This is a genomic window from Maribacter halichondriae (genome assembly GCF_027474825.1).
Taxonomy (GTDB): Bacteria; Bacteroidota; Bacteroidia; order Flavobacteriales; family Flavobacteriaceae; genus Meishania; species Meishania halichondriae.
The window spans coordinates 2,059,938-2,077,737 of sequence record NZ_CP107030.1 but is presented as its reverse complement, the minus strand read 5'-3'; the positions used below and the strand labels follow the sequence as shown (position 1 = coordinate 2,077,737).

Below are 17,800 nucleotides of genomic sequence, written 5' to 3'. Positions count from 1 at the left end.
GAAATGACAAAATTCTTGTTTATAAAAGCCCCAACTCTAATTTTGCTTCTTCACTCATCAAATCTTGGGTCCATGGTGGGTCAAAGGTGATTTCGACCTCGGCATCGGAAACGGCGTTCAAAGACTTTACTTTCTCCTCGACCTCGACCGGTAGTGTTTCCGCGACCGGACAATTGGGCGATGTCAAGGTCATTAAAATTTTGACCTCGTTGTCTTCGTTTACAAATACATCATAGATCAGGCCCAGTTCATAAATGTCAACAGGAATTTCAGGATCATATATGGTCTTCAATACACTAACTATTTTCTCGCCCAATTCTTGGGTATCTACCATTGTAGTTTCTTCGCTCATTTTTTTTAATTTAATTGTGTTTGGTACGCTACCGCATATAACTTCAATTGCTTGATCATGCTTACCAATCCGTTGGCCCGTGTCGGGGACAAATGTTCCTTGAGTCCGATTTCATCAATAAACTCGGTATCGGCCTCAATAATATCTTGGGGCTTTTGGTTGCTAAAAGCGCGGATCAAGATCGCAATGATTCCTTTGGTAATAATGGCATCGCTATCGGCGGTAAAAATCAATTTGTCGTCTTCAAGCTCGGCATGTACCCATACCTTGCTTTGACATCCTTTGATTATGTTGTCATCGGTTTTATATTTTTCATCGATCAACGGTAGTGACTTTCCGAGTTCGATCATATATTCGTACCGCTGCATCCAATCTTCGAACATCGAAAACTCATCTACTATTTCTTCTTGTATTTCTTTAATCTTCATGCATTGATTTTAAACAAAAATACGATAAGTACAGCTGGGATTCAATACTTTAAGGGAATGATAACAAATGGTTACAGCAGCATATTTTTCGCCCTTTTCACCCCTTCGACCAAGATATCGACTTCCTCTTTGGTATTGTAAAAGGAAAAACTAGCCCGTACCGTACCGGGAATTTTATAAAAATCCATAATCGGCTGGGCACAATGATGACCCGTTCTCACCGCTATACCCAATTTGTCTAGAATGGTCCCAATATCATAGGGGTGAATGTTATCGATGTTGAACGAAATGACCGAAGTCTTGTTTTTAGCGGTACCGTAAATCTTTAATCCGTCTATTTCCAGAAGCTTTTTGGTCGCATAGTCCAAAAGTTCATGTTCATATTCCGCGATAGACTCGAAACCTATGGCATTCATATAATCTAGGGCGCCGCCAAAAGCGATTCCTCCACAGATATTCGGGGTTCCGGCTTCGAACTTATGTGGCAAATCGGCATAGGTGGTCTTTTCAAACGTCACTTCGGCGATCATTTCGCCTCCACCTTGATATGGTGGAAGTTTATTGAGCCACTCTTCTTTTCCGTACAACATTCCCGCTCCTGTCGGGCCACATATTTTGTGGGCGGATACGGTATAGAAATCAACGTCCAATTTTTGCATATCGGCTTTGATATGTGGAGCGGCTTGCGCACCATCGATTAAGACGGCGGCTCCAACATCATGGGCCATATTTATGATTTTTTCAATGGGATTGATGGTTCCCAATGCGTTGGATACATGATTGCAGAAAACCAGTTTTACCTTTTCGGACAGCATTTCTTGATACGTGTTCATCAACAATTCACCTTCCTGATTCATTGGGATCACTTTCAATACGGCTCCGGTCCGTTCAGCGAGCATCTGCCACGGAACAATATTCGAATGATGTTCCATAGCCGAAACCAAAATCTCATCGCCTTTCTTTAGGATGGATGAAAATCCGTTCGCCACTAAATTGATGGCGTGCGTCGTGCCCGATGTAAAAATGACTTCATGCGACTTGGCTACATTGAAGTGTCTTTGTATTTTCTGTCGCGCTTGTTCATATTTATCCGTGGCTTCTTGTGAAAGGGCATGAACGCCACGATGGATGTTCGCATTATAGTTCGAATAATAATCTACAATTACATCGATGACCTGTTTCGGAGTTTGGGAAGTGGCGGCATTGTCGAGATATACCAAAGGTTTTCCGTTGACCTGACGGTTCAGAATAGGAAAGTCTTTTCGGATTTTAGCAACGTTGAACATAGCAATTCAAATGAACTGCAAAGATACTGGGTATGCAATAAATATAGGTAGGATTACGCTATTATTCCTCAGAAAATCACATAGCCCAGCCCAAGTTGGAAGACACTGGTATATCGGTCTCTATTGATTTCATAGCCGACAATATTTTCTTTTCTAAACACGTCAGAAAGACCGATAAAGTAACGCAATTGTAATTTAAACCGATCATTCAGGCCATAGCCGACGCCTAAGGTCGGGCCAATATCGAAAGAGAGCTCATCATCGTCCTCAAATTCAATACCTGAAGACTTGCCCTCCGCCCTGAGAAGAAAATTCAGCTGCGGCCCGAGTTCAATACTGAAAGAATCGTTTATAGTGTATTTGGTAATCAGGGGAACTGCCAAAAGCTGTGAATGAAAGTCCACTTTTCTATCGACCGAAAATTCTTGAAAATTTCTAGGGTCCAGAAAATCGACTGATGTGCGCCTAGAAACATATAATACTTCTGGATGAAAGGTCCATTTGCCACGTACCGGAAATTCGGCAAAAATACCGGCTTCATATGAAGGTTTGGCCTTGACATTTTCGTAAAAATAATTTCCCAGCACATCGGTGTAGTTGATGGCCGCTTTAACGCCCAAATGAATTTCTTGGCCGTGCAGTATCGAATTACAAATGAACGAACCAAAAAACAAAAGAATCACTGATTTTAGATGCATCGAAATAGCATTTAAGGATGTCTGCAATAAAGATGCCTAAACGCTATTTGGGTTGCTTTGGAATTCGGAACATAAATCACTTCATTCAACAAAATTTAAAATCGCATGCCTAAATAAAATTCCCTTTTTCAAGGAAAGGTATAATTTACCGAAAGCTGAATAGCAACATTATAATTCTGCATGGTATCGGGCAAACCGTTGAGCCTGTTGCGTAAACCTATATAAAATCTCGGCGACACCGAAAACTGTTCGTTGACTTTAATACCCAGACCGATGGCCGCGCCATAATCCAGTTGAAAATCACCCGATACCAAGTTACGTTCATCGGTATTCGAATCTTCAAGTTCGTCAAGGTTCTTGATTTTCGTAACTTGGTTCAAGAGAAATCCGAATTGGGGGCCAAAATCGAGGGTGACTTCGTTGCCAAGTGCAAATTTTCCTAAAATAGGTACGGTTAGGTAGTTCAATTGTACATTAGTGCGAAAATCGTTATCCCCTGCAATGACGGTGCCATTCTGAATAGCCGCCAGATCTGTACTATATTGAAATCCTTGGGAGGAATACAATACTTCAGGCTGCAAAGCGAATTTATCGGAAAGCTCCATTTGCAAAAAAATACCCCCATGCCCTGAAAAACGAAACTTGAGTCCTTCGGTCAAATTACCGATTATTGAAGAATAATTCAATCCACCTTTAACTCCAAAATGGATATCTTGAGCACCGATGTTAAATGTTACTAAAAAACAGAAAAGCGAAAACAACAAGGTTGCTTTCGCTCCATTATTCTTTATTGAATTCGATTTACAGATCAAAGCCAAGGTTTACTCCTAATTTATTGGCGATCAATTTGTTGATGCGGGTTTTTAATTCAGGAATACGAACACTTTGCAGCACGTTATTGGCAAAAGCGTACATCAATAAAGCCCTGGCCTCCTTTTTCGGAATTCCTCTGGATTGCAGGTAGAAAAGAGCTTCCTCATCCAATTGACCTATGGTGCAACCATGGGAACATTTTACGTCATCTGCAAAAATTTCTAATTGGGGCTTGGTATTGATGGTGGCCTTATCGCTGATCAGAATATTATTGTTCTGCTGAAAGGCATTGGTCTTTTGGGCCAACTTTTCAACTATGATTTTTCCGTTGAAAACACCTGTGGAATTCTCACCATAAATACCTTTATAATCCTGATGGCTTTCGCAGTTGGGCTCAATGTGGTGCACCAAGGTATGGTGATCTACATGTTGTTTTTCACCCAAAATCGTAACCCCTTTCATGGTTGAATCGATATATTCACCGTTTTGATAAAAATTCAAGTTGTTGCGGGTCAATTTTCCACCGAAAGAAAAAGTATGCACCTTAACAACACTTTTATCCTTTTGGTCAATATAAGTATTGTCTATCAGAGATGCCGAACCCACATTATTCTGAACCTTATAATAATCCACAATAGCATTCTTGGCAGCAAAAATCTCCGTAACCGAATTGGTCAATACTTCATTGCTGGTCAAACTTTGATGCCTTTCGATTACCTGTAATTCTGCATTTTCCTCGACAATAATGAGATTACGGGGCTGTAACATTAATGTCGATTCGTTGCCTGTCGCAAAGTGTAAGATTTCGACAGGTTTTTTCGGCATTTTATTTTTTGGAATGTAGATATAGGCTCCTTCCCGGCTAAATGCCGTGTTCAAAGTAGTCAACGACTCATCTTTTGAGGCCACTTTATTGAAATACACATCGATAACGGGCTTGTACATCGGCTTCGTCAGGGCAGAGCTCATTAGACAAATATCGACCCCGTCATGGGTGGTTTCGGAAAGATAGGAACTATAGATCCCATCGATAAATACAATTTTGTAGGTATCTATCTCATGAATGAAATACTTTTTGACATCCTTATATTCAAGTGCGTTGACTTCTTTTGGGAAAATACTAAAATCGACTTTTTGAAGGCTGTTCAATGAAGTATATTTCCAAGCCTCTTCTTTTTTGGATGGGAAGCCTTTCATTTCAAAGTTCTTCATGGCATCTACACGAACGTCGTGTACCGGATGTTCGATATCGATGTTGTTCTCGAACATCATGAAGGATGATATTAATTTGTCTTTTAGGTCCATCTTTAAAAAAGTTTCAGGTTTCAAGTTTCAAGTTTCAGCTTCGTTGTGCCTAAACTTTGTTCCCTTGAAATCTTTTTTGTTCAAATAGTTGATGAAGTTTGCGATTCTTCTACTCAGGGTTTCATATTCCGAAGCTAATTTTTGCAATTCATCTTGTTTGATATAATCATTATCAAAAAGCCGGTACAACTGTGATCTTGATTCGCCCGCGGATGCCTTGGCTGTTGATAAAAACTGTCTAAACTCAATATTTCCGTCTCTTTCAAAACCTTCGGCGATATTATCCATTACCGAACCCGAAGAACTTTTGATCTGTTCTCGTAACTTAAAATCATTTTTTAAATCAGTTGATCTTGACAGCTTTATAATTTCTTTCGAAAGTCTTCTGGCTTCTTGCCATATTTCCAAATCCTCAAAACGTTTTATCGTAGCCATAACCTGAAACAACAGAAACAAGAAACCTGAAACTAAACCACAGTTTCCTGTTTAATCCAATCGTAACCCTTCTCTTCAAGCTCGAATGCAAGTTCTTTACCACCCGATTTTACGATTTTACCATCATGGAGCACATGTACAAAATCGGGGACAATATATTCCAAGAGCCTTTGATAATGGGTAATCACGATGACCGCATTCTCCTTGCTTTTCAATTTATTGACTCCATTGGCAACGATTCTTAGGGCGTCGATATCGAGTCCGGAATCGGTTTCGTCCAATATCGCTAGCTTTGGTTCCAACATGGCCAATTGAAAAATTTCGTTCCGCTTCTTCTCCCCACCTGAAAAACCTTCGTTCAATGAACGGGACAAGAATTTACGATCGATATCCAACATCTCCGATTTCTCACGGATGAGCTTCAACATCTGATTGGCTGGCATATCTTCGAGTCCCTTTGCCTTTCGGGTTTCGTTGATGGCGGTTTTCATAAAATTGGTCACAGAAACTCCGGGAATTTCCACCGGATATTGAAACGATAGAAAAATACCCTTGTGGGCCCGTTCCTCAGGGGAAGCATCTTCTAAATCCTCGCCTTCGAGTTCTATAGATCCTTTGGTGACTTCGAATTCTTCCTTTCCAGCGATAACAGCGGCCAATGTACTTTTGCCAGAACCATTCGGGCCCATTATCGCATGTACCTCACCTGCGTTTACCTCAAGGTTTATTCCTTTTAATATTTCTTTATCTTCTACACTGGCGTGCAGGTTTTTTATTTTAAGCATTTTATTTTGTGTTTGTTCTACAAATTTTATCCCACCGAGCCTTCAAGGCTTATTTCCAATAGTTTTTGCGCTTCAACGGCAAATTCCATGGGCAGTTTATTCAAGACTTCTTTGCTAAAACCGTTGACTATCAAGGCGATGGCCTTTTCCGTTGGGATCCCTCTTTGGTTGCAATAGAAAATCTGGTCCTCGCCAATTTTGCTTGTCGTCGCCTCATGTTCTATCTGCGCCGTCTTGTTCTTGACCTCAATATATGGAAAGGTATGTGCCCCACATTCGTTACCCATCAGTAAGGAATCACATTGCGAAAAGTTACGAGCATTCTCGGCGCGACTATTTACCTGCACCAAACCGCGGTAACTGTTCTGTGATTTTCCGGCGGATATTCCCTTGGATATAATCGTACTTCTCGTGTTCTTTCCTAAATGGATCATTTTCGTGCCTGTATCGGCCTGCTGATAATTGTTGGTTACCGCAATGGAGTAAAACTCTCCAATAGAATTATCTCCCTTCAAAATACAAGAAGGATATTTCCAGGTTACGGCAGATCCAGTCTCGACCTGAGTCCAAGAAATCTTAGCGTTTTTCTCGCATAGCCCTCTCTTGGTCACAAAATTGAATACACCACCAACTCCGTCCTTTCCGCCTGGATACCAATTTTGTACTGTTGAGTATTTTATTTCTGCGCCATCCAGTGCAATTAGCTCCACAACCGCAGCATGCAGTTGGTTTTCATCTCTTGATGGGGCCGTACAGCCTTCCAAATAACTTACATAACTGCCCTCGTCGGCAATCACCAAAGTTCTTTCGAACTGTCCGGTACCCGCTTGATTAATCCTAAAATAAGTGGAAAGCTCCATGGGGCAGCGAACTCCTTTTGGAATGTAGCAGAAGCTTCCATCGGAAAATACTGCGGAATTCAATGCGGCATAAAAGTTATCTTTTTGCGGAACAACGGAACCGATATATTTCTTTACCAATTCTGGATGCTCTCTGATGGCTTCGGAAATGGAGCAAAAGATGATTCCTTTTTCGGCTAAGGTCTTCTTGAACGTGGTGGCGACGGAAACCGAATCCATTACGATATCGACTGCAACCCCGGCCAGTTTTTTCTGTTCGTCAAGCGATATTCCCAGTTTTTTAAAAGTGTCCAGCAATTCGGGATCCACCTCATCCAAACTATCATATTTAGGTTGGCTGCTCGGAGCTGAATAATACGAGATTGCCTGAAAATCAGGTTTTTTATAGCGTACATTGGCCCATTCGGGCTCGACCATTTCCTTCCAATATTTAAAGGATTCCAATCTCCATAAGGTCATCCATTCAGGCTCTTCCTTCTTTTTGGATATGGCAATGACAATTTCTTCGTTCAGGCCATTGGGAAACGTATCCGATTCGATATCGGTGTAGAAACCATACTCATATTCCTTGGTTTCGAGTTCTTTTTTCAATTCCTCTTCGGTATATGCCATGTTCTTTTTTTAGAGTGAAAAACTTTCTCCGCATCCACAAGTGCGCTGAGCGTTGGGGTTATTGAATACAAAACCTTTTCCGTTTAGGCCACCCGAATACTCGAGTATCGTTCCTACCAAATACAAAAAACTCTTTTTGTCAACAATGATGCGGACATCATTATCTTCAAAAACCTTGTCTGAATCATCAACTTTATTATCGAAGTTCAATTCGTACGATAGGCCACTACACCCTCCACTTTTCACACCAACTCGAACGTAGTCTTTCGTAGCGTCAAAACCCTCTTCTTCCATAAGGTTGACAACCCTTTTCTTAGCTGTTTCTGAAACCTGTATCATTATTTGTTTCGATTCTAAATAGTTTACAAATATAGAAGTTTAGTAGGGTTTTACCTCATTTCCTAACATTAATATAACGTATAGGTAGATAAGGATTTTTTATGGGAAGAAGGAGAAAAGCAAAGCGGATTTATTAAATAATCGAAAGTACTAGCCGTTTTCTAGGAAGCCTCCCTGCGCTTAGCTCAGCAAGACATCTTTGGACAAGTCAAAGCGAAACATTCCGATTTTATTCCGTTAGAAGACCACAACATCAAATTACCACTTCTTCTGCTTCTTGAAGAATTTTGGAAAATATCTCGCGGTCAAACTCAAATTTCTATTCTTAATTATAAATCTGTCGTTACATAAACAGACATTCGACAGGCCTAAATCATAGGTGATTTCAAACCAGACTTGATCAACTTTAAGACCAGCACCCCATTTTATTCCAAAATCATTCTTATTAAAGAGTTCCCAAGCATTCGATCTTGAGGGAGGTGCAAATTGACTTGAAATCAAAAATGAATAAATATGATCCGACGGAAATGTAAGGAGTCGTTTTTTTCTCTGAATTATGATAGATGAGGGATATTGGCACTTCAATGTAATCTAAAGTACTTCTTATTTTGTAGATGAAAGTCGTTTCGGTGAAATCCCAATCTCGATTAGCTCCTCGTTGACTATAGCCAACCCCAAGCCTATAATTCAAGTTTTTTGAAATGGCCTCTGTTAAGTCTACACCTATTCGAATACCCTCAACACTTTTATAATCTGGTAGACCTTAAGGAATTTTTTTGTGTGTTTGATTGGCAAAATTAACCCCGAGATGAAAACCTATGTCTTGGCCAAAGGAGAATTTATGGAAGAGAATTAAAATAAACAGAGCTAAAAATTTCTTCATTTCTCGGTTTTAGTCATAACGACCAATCCCTGAAAAAATTACACATTACTTTATTTTAAGAACAACAACATCAGACTTTCCTTTGTTTTGAAATTCAAGAAAATCGGTGCTCGAAGTCTCGCCCACAAGAATAATACTTCTATCCGCATTTTCAACCGCGTCAAAACCAAAATCAATGGCATTGCCACCGAAACTTTTTTGCCACACCAAATTGCCCAAGGCATCGGTCTTGATAAGCCATAAATCATTCTCGCCGACATTGGCCATCAAATCGACATCGGTGCTTTTGGAGTTGCCCGTAATAATGAATCCACCATCGGCACTTTCTTGAACGCTCTGGGCAGCATCAAACTGGGTACCACCATATGTTTTTTCCCAAAGCAGGTTCCCTCCATCGTCTATTTTGATAAGCCAAATATCCGATTCTCCCTTGCTTGTTGAAACATCGCCATCATCACTAAACGTGTTTCCTGTAATAACAAAGCCATTGTCGTTCGTTTTGGAAATATCGTAGGCGATTTCGATACCTGACCCGCCGAAAGACCGTTCCCAAACTAAATTACCGGAATTGTCGATTTTCAAAACCCAAAAATCATAGCTTCCCCTGCTGTTTTTGATATCGAAATCGTTGCTTTCCGTAAAACCCGCCATCACGAACCCTCCATCTTCGCTCTGAACGACCGCATGTGCCCTGTCATTGTTCGTACCGCCAAAATACCTGCGCCATTCAATATCGCCCTGGGCATCTATTTTCGTTCCCCAAAATTCTCCTACCCCATGTCGTGTGAGTGAACCTCCTTTTTCCGTATAGCCATCCGCCCGGGCCGAAGTAATATCCAAAAAGCCTACAAAGAAAAAACCACCATCTTCGGTTTGGAGGATATCGTAGGAATGGTCATGCCCCGAAAAACCGAAACTCCGCTCCCATTCTATTGTTCCGGACGCGTCCAGCTTTATGATCCAATTATCATGAAAACCATTATTATTACTTCCGTCACCGTCGGCACTTTGGGCATAGCCCGTTAAGGCATACCCCCCGTCATTTGTCTGAATCAAACTTTGGCCCAAGTCTTCTCCGCTTCCGCCGTAGGTCTTGTTCCATTGTAAATCTCCTTCGCTATCGAACTTCAATAACCAATAGTCCATCACCGGAAGATTTTTGCCCTGAAGGTCTCCATCAGTACTATTGCTGAAGCCCAAAACGGCATACCCGCCATCTGAAGTACCAATGACATCTCTTGGGGTATCTTCACCCGATCCACCAAAACTTTGAACCCGATCGAGTTCGCCTAAAAAAGCAGCATCCTGCTGACCGATGATAGCACCTCCCCCACTGTCATCCGTAGAACAGGAGAAAACAAAAAACAAAAAAAGCAATGCCAGTTTTCGCATCAGTTCGATTTTTGGATCACGAACAATCCTCTGTTGATATCACTTACAATAATCTTTCCACTTTCGAAATAGGGATATACACTCCACACACCGCTGAAACTAGCCGTATTGGAAGTCGGGAAAGTGTCAAAAAATCCTGTTTCCGTAATCGTTTTGGCCCCAATGTTTGAAATATCCAATACACGGACACCCGCTGTATAATTTGCAAGAAAAAATTCGTTTCCTTTAACATATCCATTATGGTCAATAGCCGAATTTGAGCCTGTATATTCCATATGCAATACGGGGTTATCTAAATCACTGACATCGAAAACCAACGTTCTGGTGTTGACTCCAAAATTGGTTTCATCGAGCTCGTCACCAAGAATAAAATAGCGTTGGTCGTCGGTAAACCAACCTTGATGTGTGTAGGCCCTGTTTCCATAGGTCAATGACGAAATCTGAAAGGGATTGTCCTTATCGGTCACATTGGCGATGGCTACATTGGTTTCATTTGACCCGATATATATCTCATCACCTGAATAATCATTATCGGGACCATTATAGGTAACAACTTGTGCATCATGGGAATATCCACTCACTCCATAACCACCGACACCGACCGGGTTTTTCGGGTCTTGGACATCGATAAAGTGAGCGCCCCCGAAAAAGGCATCATCACGGGCGGTTCCAACGGGGTAAGCAAAACCGGTCTCCTCGTTGATAACGATATTATGCGCATTACCAAAACCCGTATATCGAGCATCTTGGGTAAAAGACTGAGGTGGATTGGTAACGTTTCGCAGCCTGGTAAGGTCAAAAACCTGCATACCATGACCGGCCGATTCGGATACGATAAAAGCATGATCTTTATACACTTTGATGTCTCGCCAAGTGCTTGAACCAGTCGCAGACGGTAATTTTCCCAAATAGATTAGATTTTCAGTATCGGAGATATCAATAAAAGCCGTTCCGTTGTCAAGGCCCATCAAGGCATACTCCTTATCGGTCGTTGGGTCTGTCCATCCCCATATATCGTTCCCTGCCTGCGCATCAAAGGCACGCAAATCCAATTGGCCCAAAAAGTCATACCCATTGCAGGCGTACTCTCCCGCCTTTCCATTTTCGCAGGGCATGAAAGACACTGAAGCTTGCTGATCGCCCCCTTGCATTTCAGGTTGCATTTCGGGTTCGGGTTCTGTGTCCGTATTATTTTTGGAACAGCCCAAAACATAAAGCAGTAGCATAGATAAAACTGTAAACTTTTTCATAGCGATGGTATTAGTGTTACTATGTAAAGATAAACAATCGAGGTTATTTGGTTTTTCAAATATTATTGAAACTCCGCTCTGTCAATTCAAATAAATCGATTATATTGAACTTCATTTTTTAAACCATAAAATTCCAGATCACTATGTCCAAAAAGAAGACCGAATTAAAAAACGAATCTCGAAGAACTTTCGTCAAGAACTCAGGCCTGGCGGCGGCAGGATTTATGATAGTACCGAGACACGTTCTAGGAGGCCAAGGTTACGTTCCACCTAGCGATACATTGAATATCGCAGGAATAGGTGCCGGGGGCAAGGGAAGAAGCGATATGGCTTCCTTTGCAGAAAGCCCCAATGCCAAGATAGTGGCCATGTGCGATGTAGACGATAGACAGGCTGTTGAATCACGAAAAAATTTCCCCAAGGCGAGCTATTACCAAGATTTTAGAAAAATGCTCGAAAAGGAAAAGGACAATATCGATGCCGTATCGGTATCCACTCCTGACCATAATCATGCCGTAGCCGCCTACCAGGCAATGGCAATGGGCAAACACGTATACGTTCAAAAACCATTGACCCATGATATTTGGGAAGCCCGAATGCTTACCGAAGCGGCCAAAAAATTCAAGGTAGTGACCCAAATGGGCAACCAAGGAGGTTCTGGTGATGGCGTACGTAAAATGAAGGAAATTTATGATACCGGAATTATCGGTGATGTACATACCGTCAAGTGCTGGACCAACCGTGCCATTTGGCCCCAAGCCTTGGAAACTCCAACAAAAAAAGATAAAATGCCCAAGGGATTGAATTGGGACTTATGGTTGGGCACGGCAGAAATGCGCGATTACAATGATGCCTATTTACCTTTTGACTGGAGAGGCTGGTCCGATTTTGGTACAGGGGCATTGGGCGATATGGCTTGTCATATTATGGATCCTGTGTACAGAATTCTTCCTATTTTGTATCCTAGCACTGTCGAATGCAGTGTATCGGATTCGTTTAGCGGTAATTTTCAATATACCGAGTATCCGAAGAGCTTCCCGAACTCGAGCAAAATACATTTGAGCTACCCAAGAACGGATGGCAAGGGAACGATAAAAGTTAGTTGGATGGATGGTGGACTTCTCCCTGAACGACCCGATGAATTAGGAGACGACGAGGCTTTAGGAAACTGGGATGGAGGCGTTCTTTTCATCGGAACAAAAGGTAAATTATTGGCCGATTGTTACGGGGCCAACCCAAGATTGCTTCCTCTGACCTTGAACGAGCAATTTGAAGTCGAAGAGACTATCAAAAGAGTACCCGAAGGTCATTATTTGCAGTGGGTCAACGCTTGTATGGCAGGATACGGAAATGCCGAGACCAGTTCTTCGTTCGATTATGCAGGTCCGTTTACCGAAAGTATACTCATCGGAAACTTAGCGTTGAAAGCTTACTTTGAAGTTGACCCGGCCTCCGAAAACAAAGGTTTCTGGGGAGGCGGATCTCAATATTACGGCAGAAAACGTTTGAATTGGGATGCGGAAAACATGAAGATTACCAACTTCGAACCCGCCAACAAGTATGTGAAACGTTCGTATAGGGAAGGATATTCTTTAGGATAGTCTCGAAAGGATAGTCTCGAACTATTTTAAAAATAGTAAAACTGGAGCCGAATAGCTCCAGTTTTTTTATATCCAATATTGTATTTACTCCTTACTTTTGCAAAATGCTAGAAGATAAAGACCAAGAACGCACATCATTGGAAAAATTAGGGGAGTTCGGTCTCATAGAACACCTTACGGCATCTTTTTCAAACCAACACGCGTCAACGGTAAAAGGAATCGGCGATGATGCGGCAGTTCTTGATTTTGAAAAGAAAAAAACCGTCATTACCACAGATTTACTTATCGAAGGCGTTCACTTTGACCTCAGCTATATGCCCTTAAAACATTTGGGCTATAAAGCGGTCATGGTCAACCTTTCTGATATATATGCAATGAACGCAACGGCCAGACAAATTACCGTGTCGATCGCCGCTTCGAATCGCTTTCCTTTGGAAGCCTTGGAAGAACTCTATGCCGGAATACAAATGGCGACCACAACATACGGAGTAGATTTGATCGGTGGTGATACGACTTCTTCGCAAAAAGGATTGTTGATCAGCATAACGGCTATTGGAGAAGCGTCCGAAGAACAGCTGACCTATCGCGATGGTGCAAAACCCAACGACTTGCTTGTCGTTACCGGTGATCTGGCTGCGGCCTATATGGGATTGCAAGTTCTGGAACGTGAAAAAGAAGTCTTTAAGGTCAACCCGAACAATCAGCCCGATCTAGAACCGTATTCCTATATTATTGAAAGACAGCTCAAACCCGAGGCTCGCAAAGACATTGTTGAACTTCTCGAAAAACTTGGGGTCAAACCAACGGCGATGATCGATATCAGTGACGGACTCTCCTCTGAAATTCTTCATCTCTGTAAGAACAGCAAAGTCGGTTGCAATTTGTTCGAGGATAAAATTCCGCTCGACCCAACAGTTATTGCAGCCTGTGAGGAATTTAAAATGGATAGTACGATGGTCGCCCTGAGTGGCGGCGAAGATTACGAACTGCTCTTTACCATAGATCAGAAAGATTTCGATAAAATAAAGGACAACCCCAATTTGACCGTGATAGGTCATATGACAGACGCTTCCGAAGGTGCCAATTTGATTACGAGGGCAAATACAAAGATTCCTCTGACAGCGCAAGGGTGGAATTCCTTCGATGTCTCTGAATAAACTCGCATTTCTTCCGCAGGAAATCCGTAGTTTGTCATAGCGTTAATCGAACCGATTTATGGAGGTCATTTTAAATGCAGGTCTAGGCATCGGAATCCTTATGTTTTTATTGTTGCTCTTCAGGCGCGATAAAAATCGAAAAGATTACTTTTTTCTTTGTTGGATTCTAATCACCCTATTGCAAATACTATTTTACGAAATTACGCTGTACCGTTTTGAGTTTTATGGTTTCTGGGCGATTGCCGGTTTTGGGCTACCATTACTAGGCGGGCCGCTTTTGTTTCTTTACATTTTATCATTAACGGGGCATCATGTTTCATGGTGGACGATAATAGCACACCTTGGCGTTTATTTTGTTTTCGTAGGAGTCCTGTTTTTTCTTCAAGAGTATAACGATGTAACCCTCACGGCTTCGGAAGGTTATATTCAGATTCCCCCAAATCCACCAAAGTGGATGCTTTACTACGCCATACCGCTGGCCGTATCCGGACTTGTATATTGTATTTGGGACTTATGGCTTTTACACCGACATCGCAAAAACATTGTAGCCCTATTCTCTTTCGATGAGAAAATAAGCTTGAACTGGGTGCGTTACGTGGTCTATTCCTATTTTATCTTGTTTATATTGGCTTCCTTCTTGATTTTCGGAGCGACCCAGTTTCAACTCTTCCCCATGAAAGAGGCTTTTGCCTTTGTGGGTATTGTATTAAGTCTTATGCTGGTCGCCTTTGGTTTTTATGGATTTCGACAAACTGCAATTTTCTCCAATCTGAACGTTGGGGACGATAAGATAGAATCTCTAGAAAGAAAAGATTCGCAGATGGCCGTCTATGCCAAATCAGGGCTTGATGCCAAGAAAATCGAAAGCCTGGCTAACGAACTTGAGGAGCATATGAAAAAAGAGAAGCCCTTTTTAAATGAAGATCTCAGTCTGCACACCCTTGCGGAACAATGTAAAATCTCCCAAGCACAACTTTCGCAGGTTATCAACCAACACTTTCAAATGAACTTTTATGATTTTGTAAACCAGTACCGGATCGAAGAAGCCAAAAAAAGACTGCTTTCTCCAGACTTTGATTACTTGTCGATATTGGGTATAGCCTTTGAATGTGGTTTCAAATCGAAATCCTCATTCAATCGCTATTTCAAAAAACATACCGGGGTCTCTCCCTCCGAATTCAAGAAAAAACAGGCAAAATAGGTTTCAACCGATAGGTTGGGTCGTGGGGAATTCTTCTAAAACGGAGATTTGTCCAAAACCTAATCCTATGGAACATCTTGAATTTTTACACAAAATCAATATCAGCATTCATGTCGTTACCGGATTGATTGCCCTAATGCTGGGCATCACTGCCCTTTCAACCCTAAAAGGAGGAAAGGCCCACCGAAAAAGCGGATCCTTCTTCCTATATTTCCTGACCATTGTTGTAGTGACGGGGTTATTTGGCGTCCTGATTTTTGAGGTAAACCAATTCTTGATGGTCATCACTATTTTAAGTGGTTACAATGCCTATTCGGGCATACGGGTCTTGCAGAACAAAACCAATCAGGTCAACCGACAAGATATTTTGGTTGCGCTATTATCCGTTTCCTCGGGCATCTATTTTCTATACTATATGAAAAGCATTGGTATGGTTTGGTCCCCCACCATTATCTATGCAACCCTGAGTGCTCTATTTTTGGTTATTGCGTATGACTTGCTGCGCTATTTAATTCCAAAAGACAACTACAAAAACCTTTGGTTATACGAACATATTTACAAAATGGTATCTGCTTTTACGGCACTTTTGGCAGCGGCAACAGGCACCATTTATGATGACTACCATCCGTACAGCCAAATTCTGCCATCGGTATTCGGAACTTTGTTGGCAATCGGATTTATCGTGTATTTTTATCGGAGGAATAATCCAAAGTCTAAAATTCGGGAGCTTGATACAAATAAAACCGTTAAGGGGAATAGCTAAAATTTCAGGAAAGTTTTTTACGTATGCTTTCGTAGGTTGTATGGCGTATTCCTGTGCCTCAATCCCAAAACTATCCAAGGAAAGCAAACAGACGATTAAGCAAGTATTGAATGAACCGCTTCCTGAAGTGGTAAAAGGCGAAACAGGTTATGCCATGAACGACGGAAATAAGATTTGGTTCGAGAAAGTTCCTTCAAAATCGCAAATAAAGGGCACGTTACTTTTGATTATGGGCAACGGACAGGATGCCCTGAGTTGGCCACCAGATTTTATTTCAAACTTTACCAAGGCAGGTTACGAAGTCATACGACACGATCATCGCGGTACGGGATTATCAGAATACGGAGAAAAATGGAAGAAGAAAAATCCATACACCCTGACCGATATGGCCGACGATGCCATAGCAATATTGGATACGCTGAATATTAAAAAGACTAATATCGTAGGTGTTTCGATGGGCGGCATGATCGCACAAATTATTGCCTTGGAACACCCTGAAAGAACGGAGACCCTCACTTCGATAATGTCTTCAGGCGATGTCATGGATCCCGAATTACCGCCAATGTCGGATGAAGTTTTGCCCAAAATGATAAGTGCAGTACTAAATCATGGTTTTTCGGAAGCAAAAAGGGACAGATCAAACGACAAATCGTTCAGAAAAGAATATTGATGGACGAGGCCACAGGCGACATCGATGTCGAGACCTTGGCCGAGGTTGCCTACTATAATCTGAAGAAAAGGGAAGGTTTTAATTTGATGTCGGCAAGGCATCACTTTGCAGCCATGTTAGCATCGAAATCGCGTATTGAGGAATTAAAAAAATTAGAGCTTCCCACCTTGATTATCCATGGGGTTAAAGACCCGGTTATACCGATTGTGCATGGTAAAAAGTTGGCAGAAACAATCCCAAATTCAGAAAGTCTGTGGATTGAAAATATGGGACACGATTTGCCGGACTGGGCCATTCGGAAATTGACGGATGCCATCATTCGGCACTTTAGAAAAAATGTCGATTAAATAACTTTGACAAAGTTCGCGAAATAAAAAATTCCCGAAAATCAAGGGCAGTCCTAAGGTAACTATTGTGGGGCATACGACAGTTGAGGTAAGGTGCTTTCTAGATTTCCAGGAATAACTTTTAAATTCCGATGACTGTTTATAATCGGAATCTATTGCCAGAGCATAGTTAAGCGGCCTGTTCGGCGGCCCTATGTCTTTTTTGATATATGGTCTCCAAGGTTTTATTGATATCCTGTAATTCAGGGGTCAAGGTCGAAAGATGGCCGCCGACGTCGGTGGTCACTTCACGTCCACAATGGATGCATTTATATTCTTTGATATGGGAGGTAACTTTTTTTGACACCGCGTAGTGGTGGCCAAAAATATTGCAAAATACTTTCTTCATGATGTAGGTTTTAGGCTGCACTTTCGGGATTTGGGGGCCGTGAGGTGCATTCGGATAATTTCAGTTTGTACGTTGAAGTGGTTCATGAAACACTTCGAAAACTAGAACGCCTCGATACAGTTTTTTATTGGCTTTGATTTGTTATTCAGGCCGTATTTTCGATGAACGGTATTTTTTTCGATTAAGGGTTCTTTTTTACCGTTCATTGAACGATGGATTCCTAAATAAATATTGC

19 protein-coding genes are annotated in these 17,800 nt (G+C 41.6%); 6 read left to right on the top strand and 13 right to left on the bottom strand.

Going from position 1 to position 17,800, the window contains the following annotated elements; genetic code table 11:
- Nucleotides 1-19 precede the first annotated feature (19 nt).
- The 12 genes from N8A86_RS09460 to N8A86_RS09405 form a co-directional block, all read right to left on the bottom strand.
- A complete protein-coding gene (locus tag N8A86_RS09460; RefSeq protein ID WP_273568837.1) occupies nucleotides 20-352 on the bottom strand; it encodes an SUF system Fe-S cluster assembly protein in 333 nt (110 codons plus the stop codon).
- A 5-nt stretch (nucleotides 353-357) separates the two neighbouring features.
- Nucleotides 358-780 (bottom strand): SufE family protein, encoded by a 423-nt coding sequence (locus tag N8A86_RS09455; RefSeq protein ID WP_273568836.1) that lies wholly within the window; start codon nucleotides 778-780, stop codon nucleotides 358-360.
- 71 nt (nucleotides 781-851) lie between these two features.
- Nucleotides 852-2,066 carry an aminotransferase class V-fold PLP-dependent enzyme gene (locus N8A86_RS09450; RefSeq protein WP_273568835.1) on the bottom strand — a complete coding sequence of 405 codons (1,215 nt, stop codon included), beginning with the start codon at nucleotides 2,064-2,066 and terminating at the stop codon, nucleotides 852-854.
- A 68-nt stretch (nucleotides 2,067-2,134) separates the two neighbouring features.
- Nucleotides 2,135-2,764, bottom strand: coding sequence for a porin family protein (locus N8A86_RS09445; RefSeq protein ID WP_273568834.1), 630 nt, complete (start codon nucleotides 2,762-2,764; stop codon nucleotides 2,135-2,137).
- Nucleotides 2,765-2,892: 128 nt separating this feature from the next.
- Entirely contained in the window at nucleotides 2,893-3,576 is a 684-nt protein-coding gene (locus N8A86_RS09440; RefSeq protein ID WP_273568833.1) for a porin family protein, read from the bottom strand.
- Nucleotides 3,566-4,882, bottom strand: a complete 1,317-nt coding sequence (gene sufD / locus N8A86_RS09435) for a Fe-S cluster assembly protein SufD (protein ID WP_273568832.1) — start codon at nucleotides 4,880-4,882, stop codon at nucleotides 3,566-3,568. The genes N8A86_RS09440 and sufD overlap by 11 nt, the downstream gene beginning before the upstream one ends.
- A gap of 27 nt (nucleotides 4,883-4,909) precedes the next feature.
- Nucleotides 4,910-5,317: a four helix bundle protein gene (locus N8A86_RS09430; protein WP_273568831.1), complete on the bottom strand. Its 408-nt coding sequence runs from the start codon at nucleotides 5,315-5,317 to the stop codon at nucleotides 4,910-4,912.
- A gap of 32 nt (nucleotides 5,318-5,349) precedes the next feature.
- Entirely contained in the window at nucleotides 5,350-6,102 is a 753-nt protein-coding gene (gene sufC / locus N8A86_RS09425; protein WP_273568830.1) for a Fe-S cluster assembly ATPase SufC, read from the bottom strand.
- Between the two features lie 26 nt (nucleotides 6,103-6,128).
- Nucleotides 6,129-7,574, bottom strand: a complete 1,446-nt coding sequence (gene sufB, locus N8A86_RS09420) for a Fe-S cluster assembly protein SufB (RefSeq protein WP_273568829.1) — start codon at nucleotides 7,572-7,574, stop codon at nucleotides 6,129-6,131.
- 9 nt (nucleotides 7,575-7,583) lie between these two features.
- On the bottom strand, nucleotides 7,584-7,913 hold the full coding sequence (locus tag N8A86_RS09415) for a HesB/IscA family protein (RefSeq protein ID WP_273568828.1): 330 nt from the start codon (nucleotides 7,911-7,913) through the stop codon (nucleotides 7,584-7,586).
- A gap of 928 nt (nucleotides 7,914-8,841) precedes the next feature.
- Nucleotides 8,842-10,188: a hypothetical protein gene (locus N8A86_RS09410; protein ID WP_273568827.1), complete on the bottom strand. Its 1,347-nt coding sequence runs from the start codon at nucleotides 10,186-10,188 to the stop codon at nucleotides 8,842-8,844.
- Nucleotides 10,188-11,438, bottom strand: a complete 1,251-nt coding sequence (locus N8A86_RS09405) for a choice-of-anchor B family protein (RefSeq protein ID WP_273568826.1) — start codon at nucleotides 11,436-11,438, stop codon at nucleotides 10,188-10,190. Before N8A86_RS09405 ends, N8A86_RS09410 begins: the two co-directional genes overlap by 1 nt.
- A gap of 143 nt (nucleotides 11,439-11,581) precedes the next feature.
- Here N8A86_RS09405 and N8A86_RS09400 point away from each other — a divergent pair, with 143 nt between their 5' ends.
- The 6 genes from N8A86_RS09400 (at nucleotide 11,582) to N8A86_RS09375 (ending at nucleotide 17,177) form a co-directional block, all read left to right on the top strand.
- Nucleotides 11,582-13,039, top strand: a complete 1,458-nt coding sequence (locus tag N8A86_RS09400; RefSeq protein ID WP_273568825.1) for a Gfo/Idh/MocA family protein — start codon at nucleotides 11,582-11,584, stop codon at nucleotides 13,037-13,039.
- A 104-nt stretch (nucleotides 13,040-13,143) separates the two neighbouring features.
- Nucleotides 13,144-14,196 carry a thiamine-phosphate kinase gene (thiL, locus tag N8A86_RS09395; protein ID WP_273568824.1) on the top strand — a complete coding sequence of 351 codons (1,053 nt, stop codon included), beginning with the start codon at nucleotides 13,144-13,146 and terminating at the stop codon, nucleotides 14,194-14,196.
- Nucleotides 14,197-14,254: 58 nt separating this feature from the next.
- Nucleotides 14,255-15,397: a helix-turn-helix domain-containing protein gene (locus tag N8A86_RS09390; protein WP_273568823.1), complete on the top strand. Its 1,143-nt coding sequence runs from the start codon at nucleotides 14,255-14,257 to the stop codon at nucleotides 15,395-15,397.
- Nucleotides 15,398-15,464: 67 nt separating this feature from the next.
- A complete protein-coding gene (locus N8A86_RS09385) occupies nucleotides 15,465-16,160 on the top strand; it encodes a DUF2306 domain-containing protein (RefSeq protein WP_273568822.1) in 696 nt (231 codons plus the stop codon).
- Entirely contained in the window at nucleotides 16,126-16,830 is a 705-nt protein-coding gene (locus N8A86_RS09380; RefSeq protein WP_273568821.1) for an alpha/beta fold hydrolase, read from the top strand. The genes N8A86_RS09385 and N8A86_RS09380 overlap by 35 nt, the downstream gene beginning before the upstream one ends.
- Nucleotides 16,830-17,177, top strand: coding sequence for an alpha/beta fold hydrolase (locus tag N8A86_RS09375; protein ID WP_273568820.1), 348 nt, complete (start codon nucleotides 16,830-16,832; stop codon nucleotides 17,175-17,177). Before N8A86_RS09380 ends, N8A86_RS09375 begins: the two co-directional genes overlap by 1 nt.
- A 169-nt stretch (nucleotides 17,178-17,346) precedes the next feature.
- On the opposite strand, the gene N8A86_RS09370 is transcribed toward N8A86_RS09375, so the two are convergent.
- Complete coding sequence (locus N8A86_RS09370) at nucleotides 17,347-17,565, bottom strand: DUF1660 family phage protein (protein ID WP_273568819.1); 219 nt, start codon at nucleotides 17,563-17,565, stop codon at nucleotides 17,347-17,349.
- Nucleotides 17,566-17,800 lie beyond the last annotated feature (235 nt).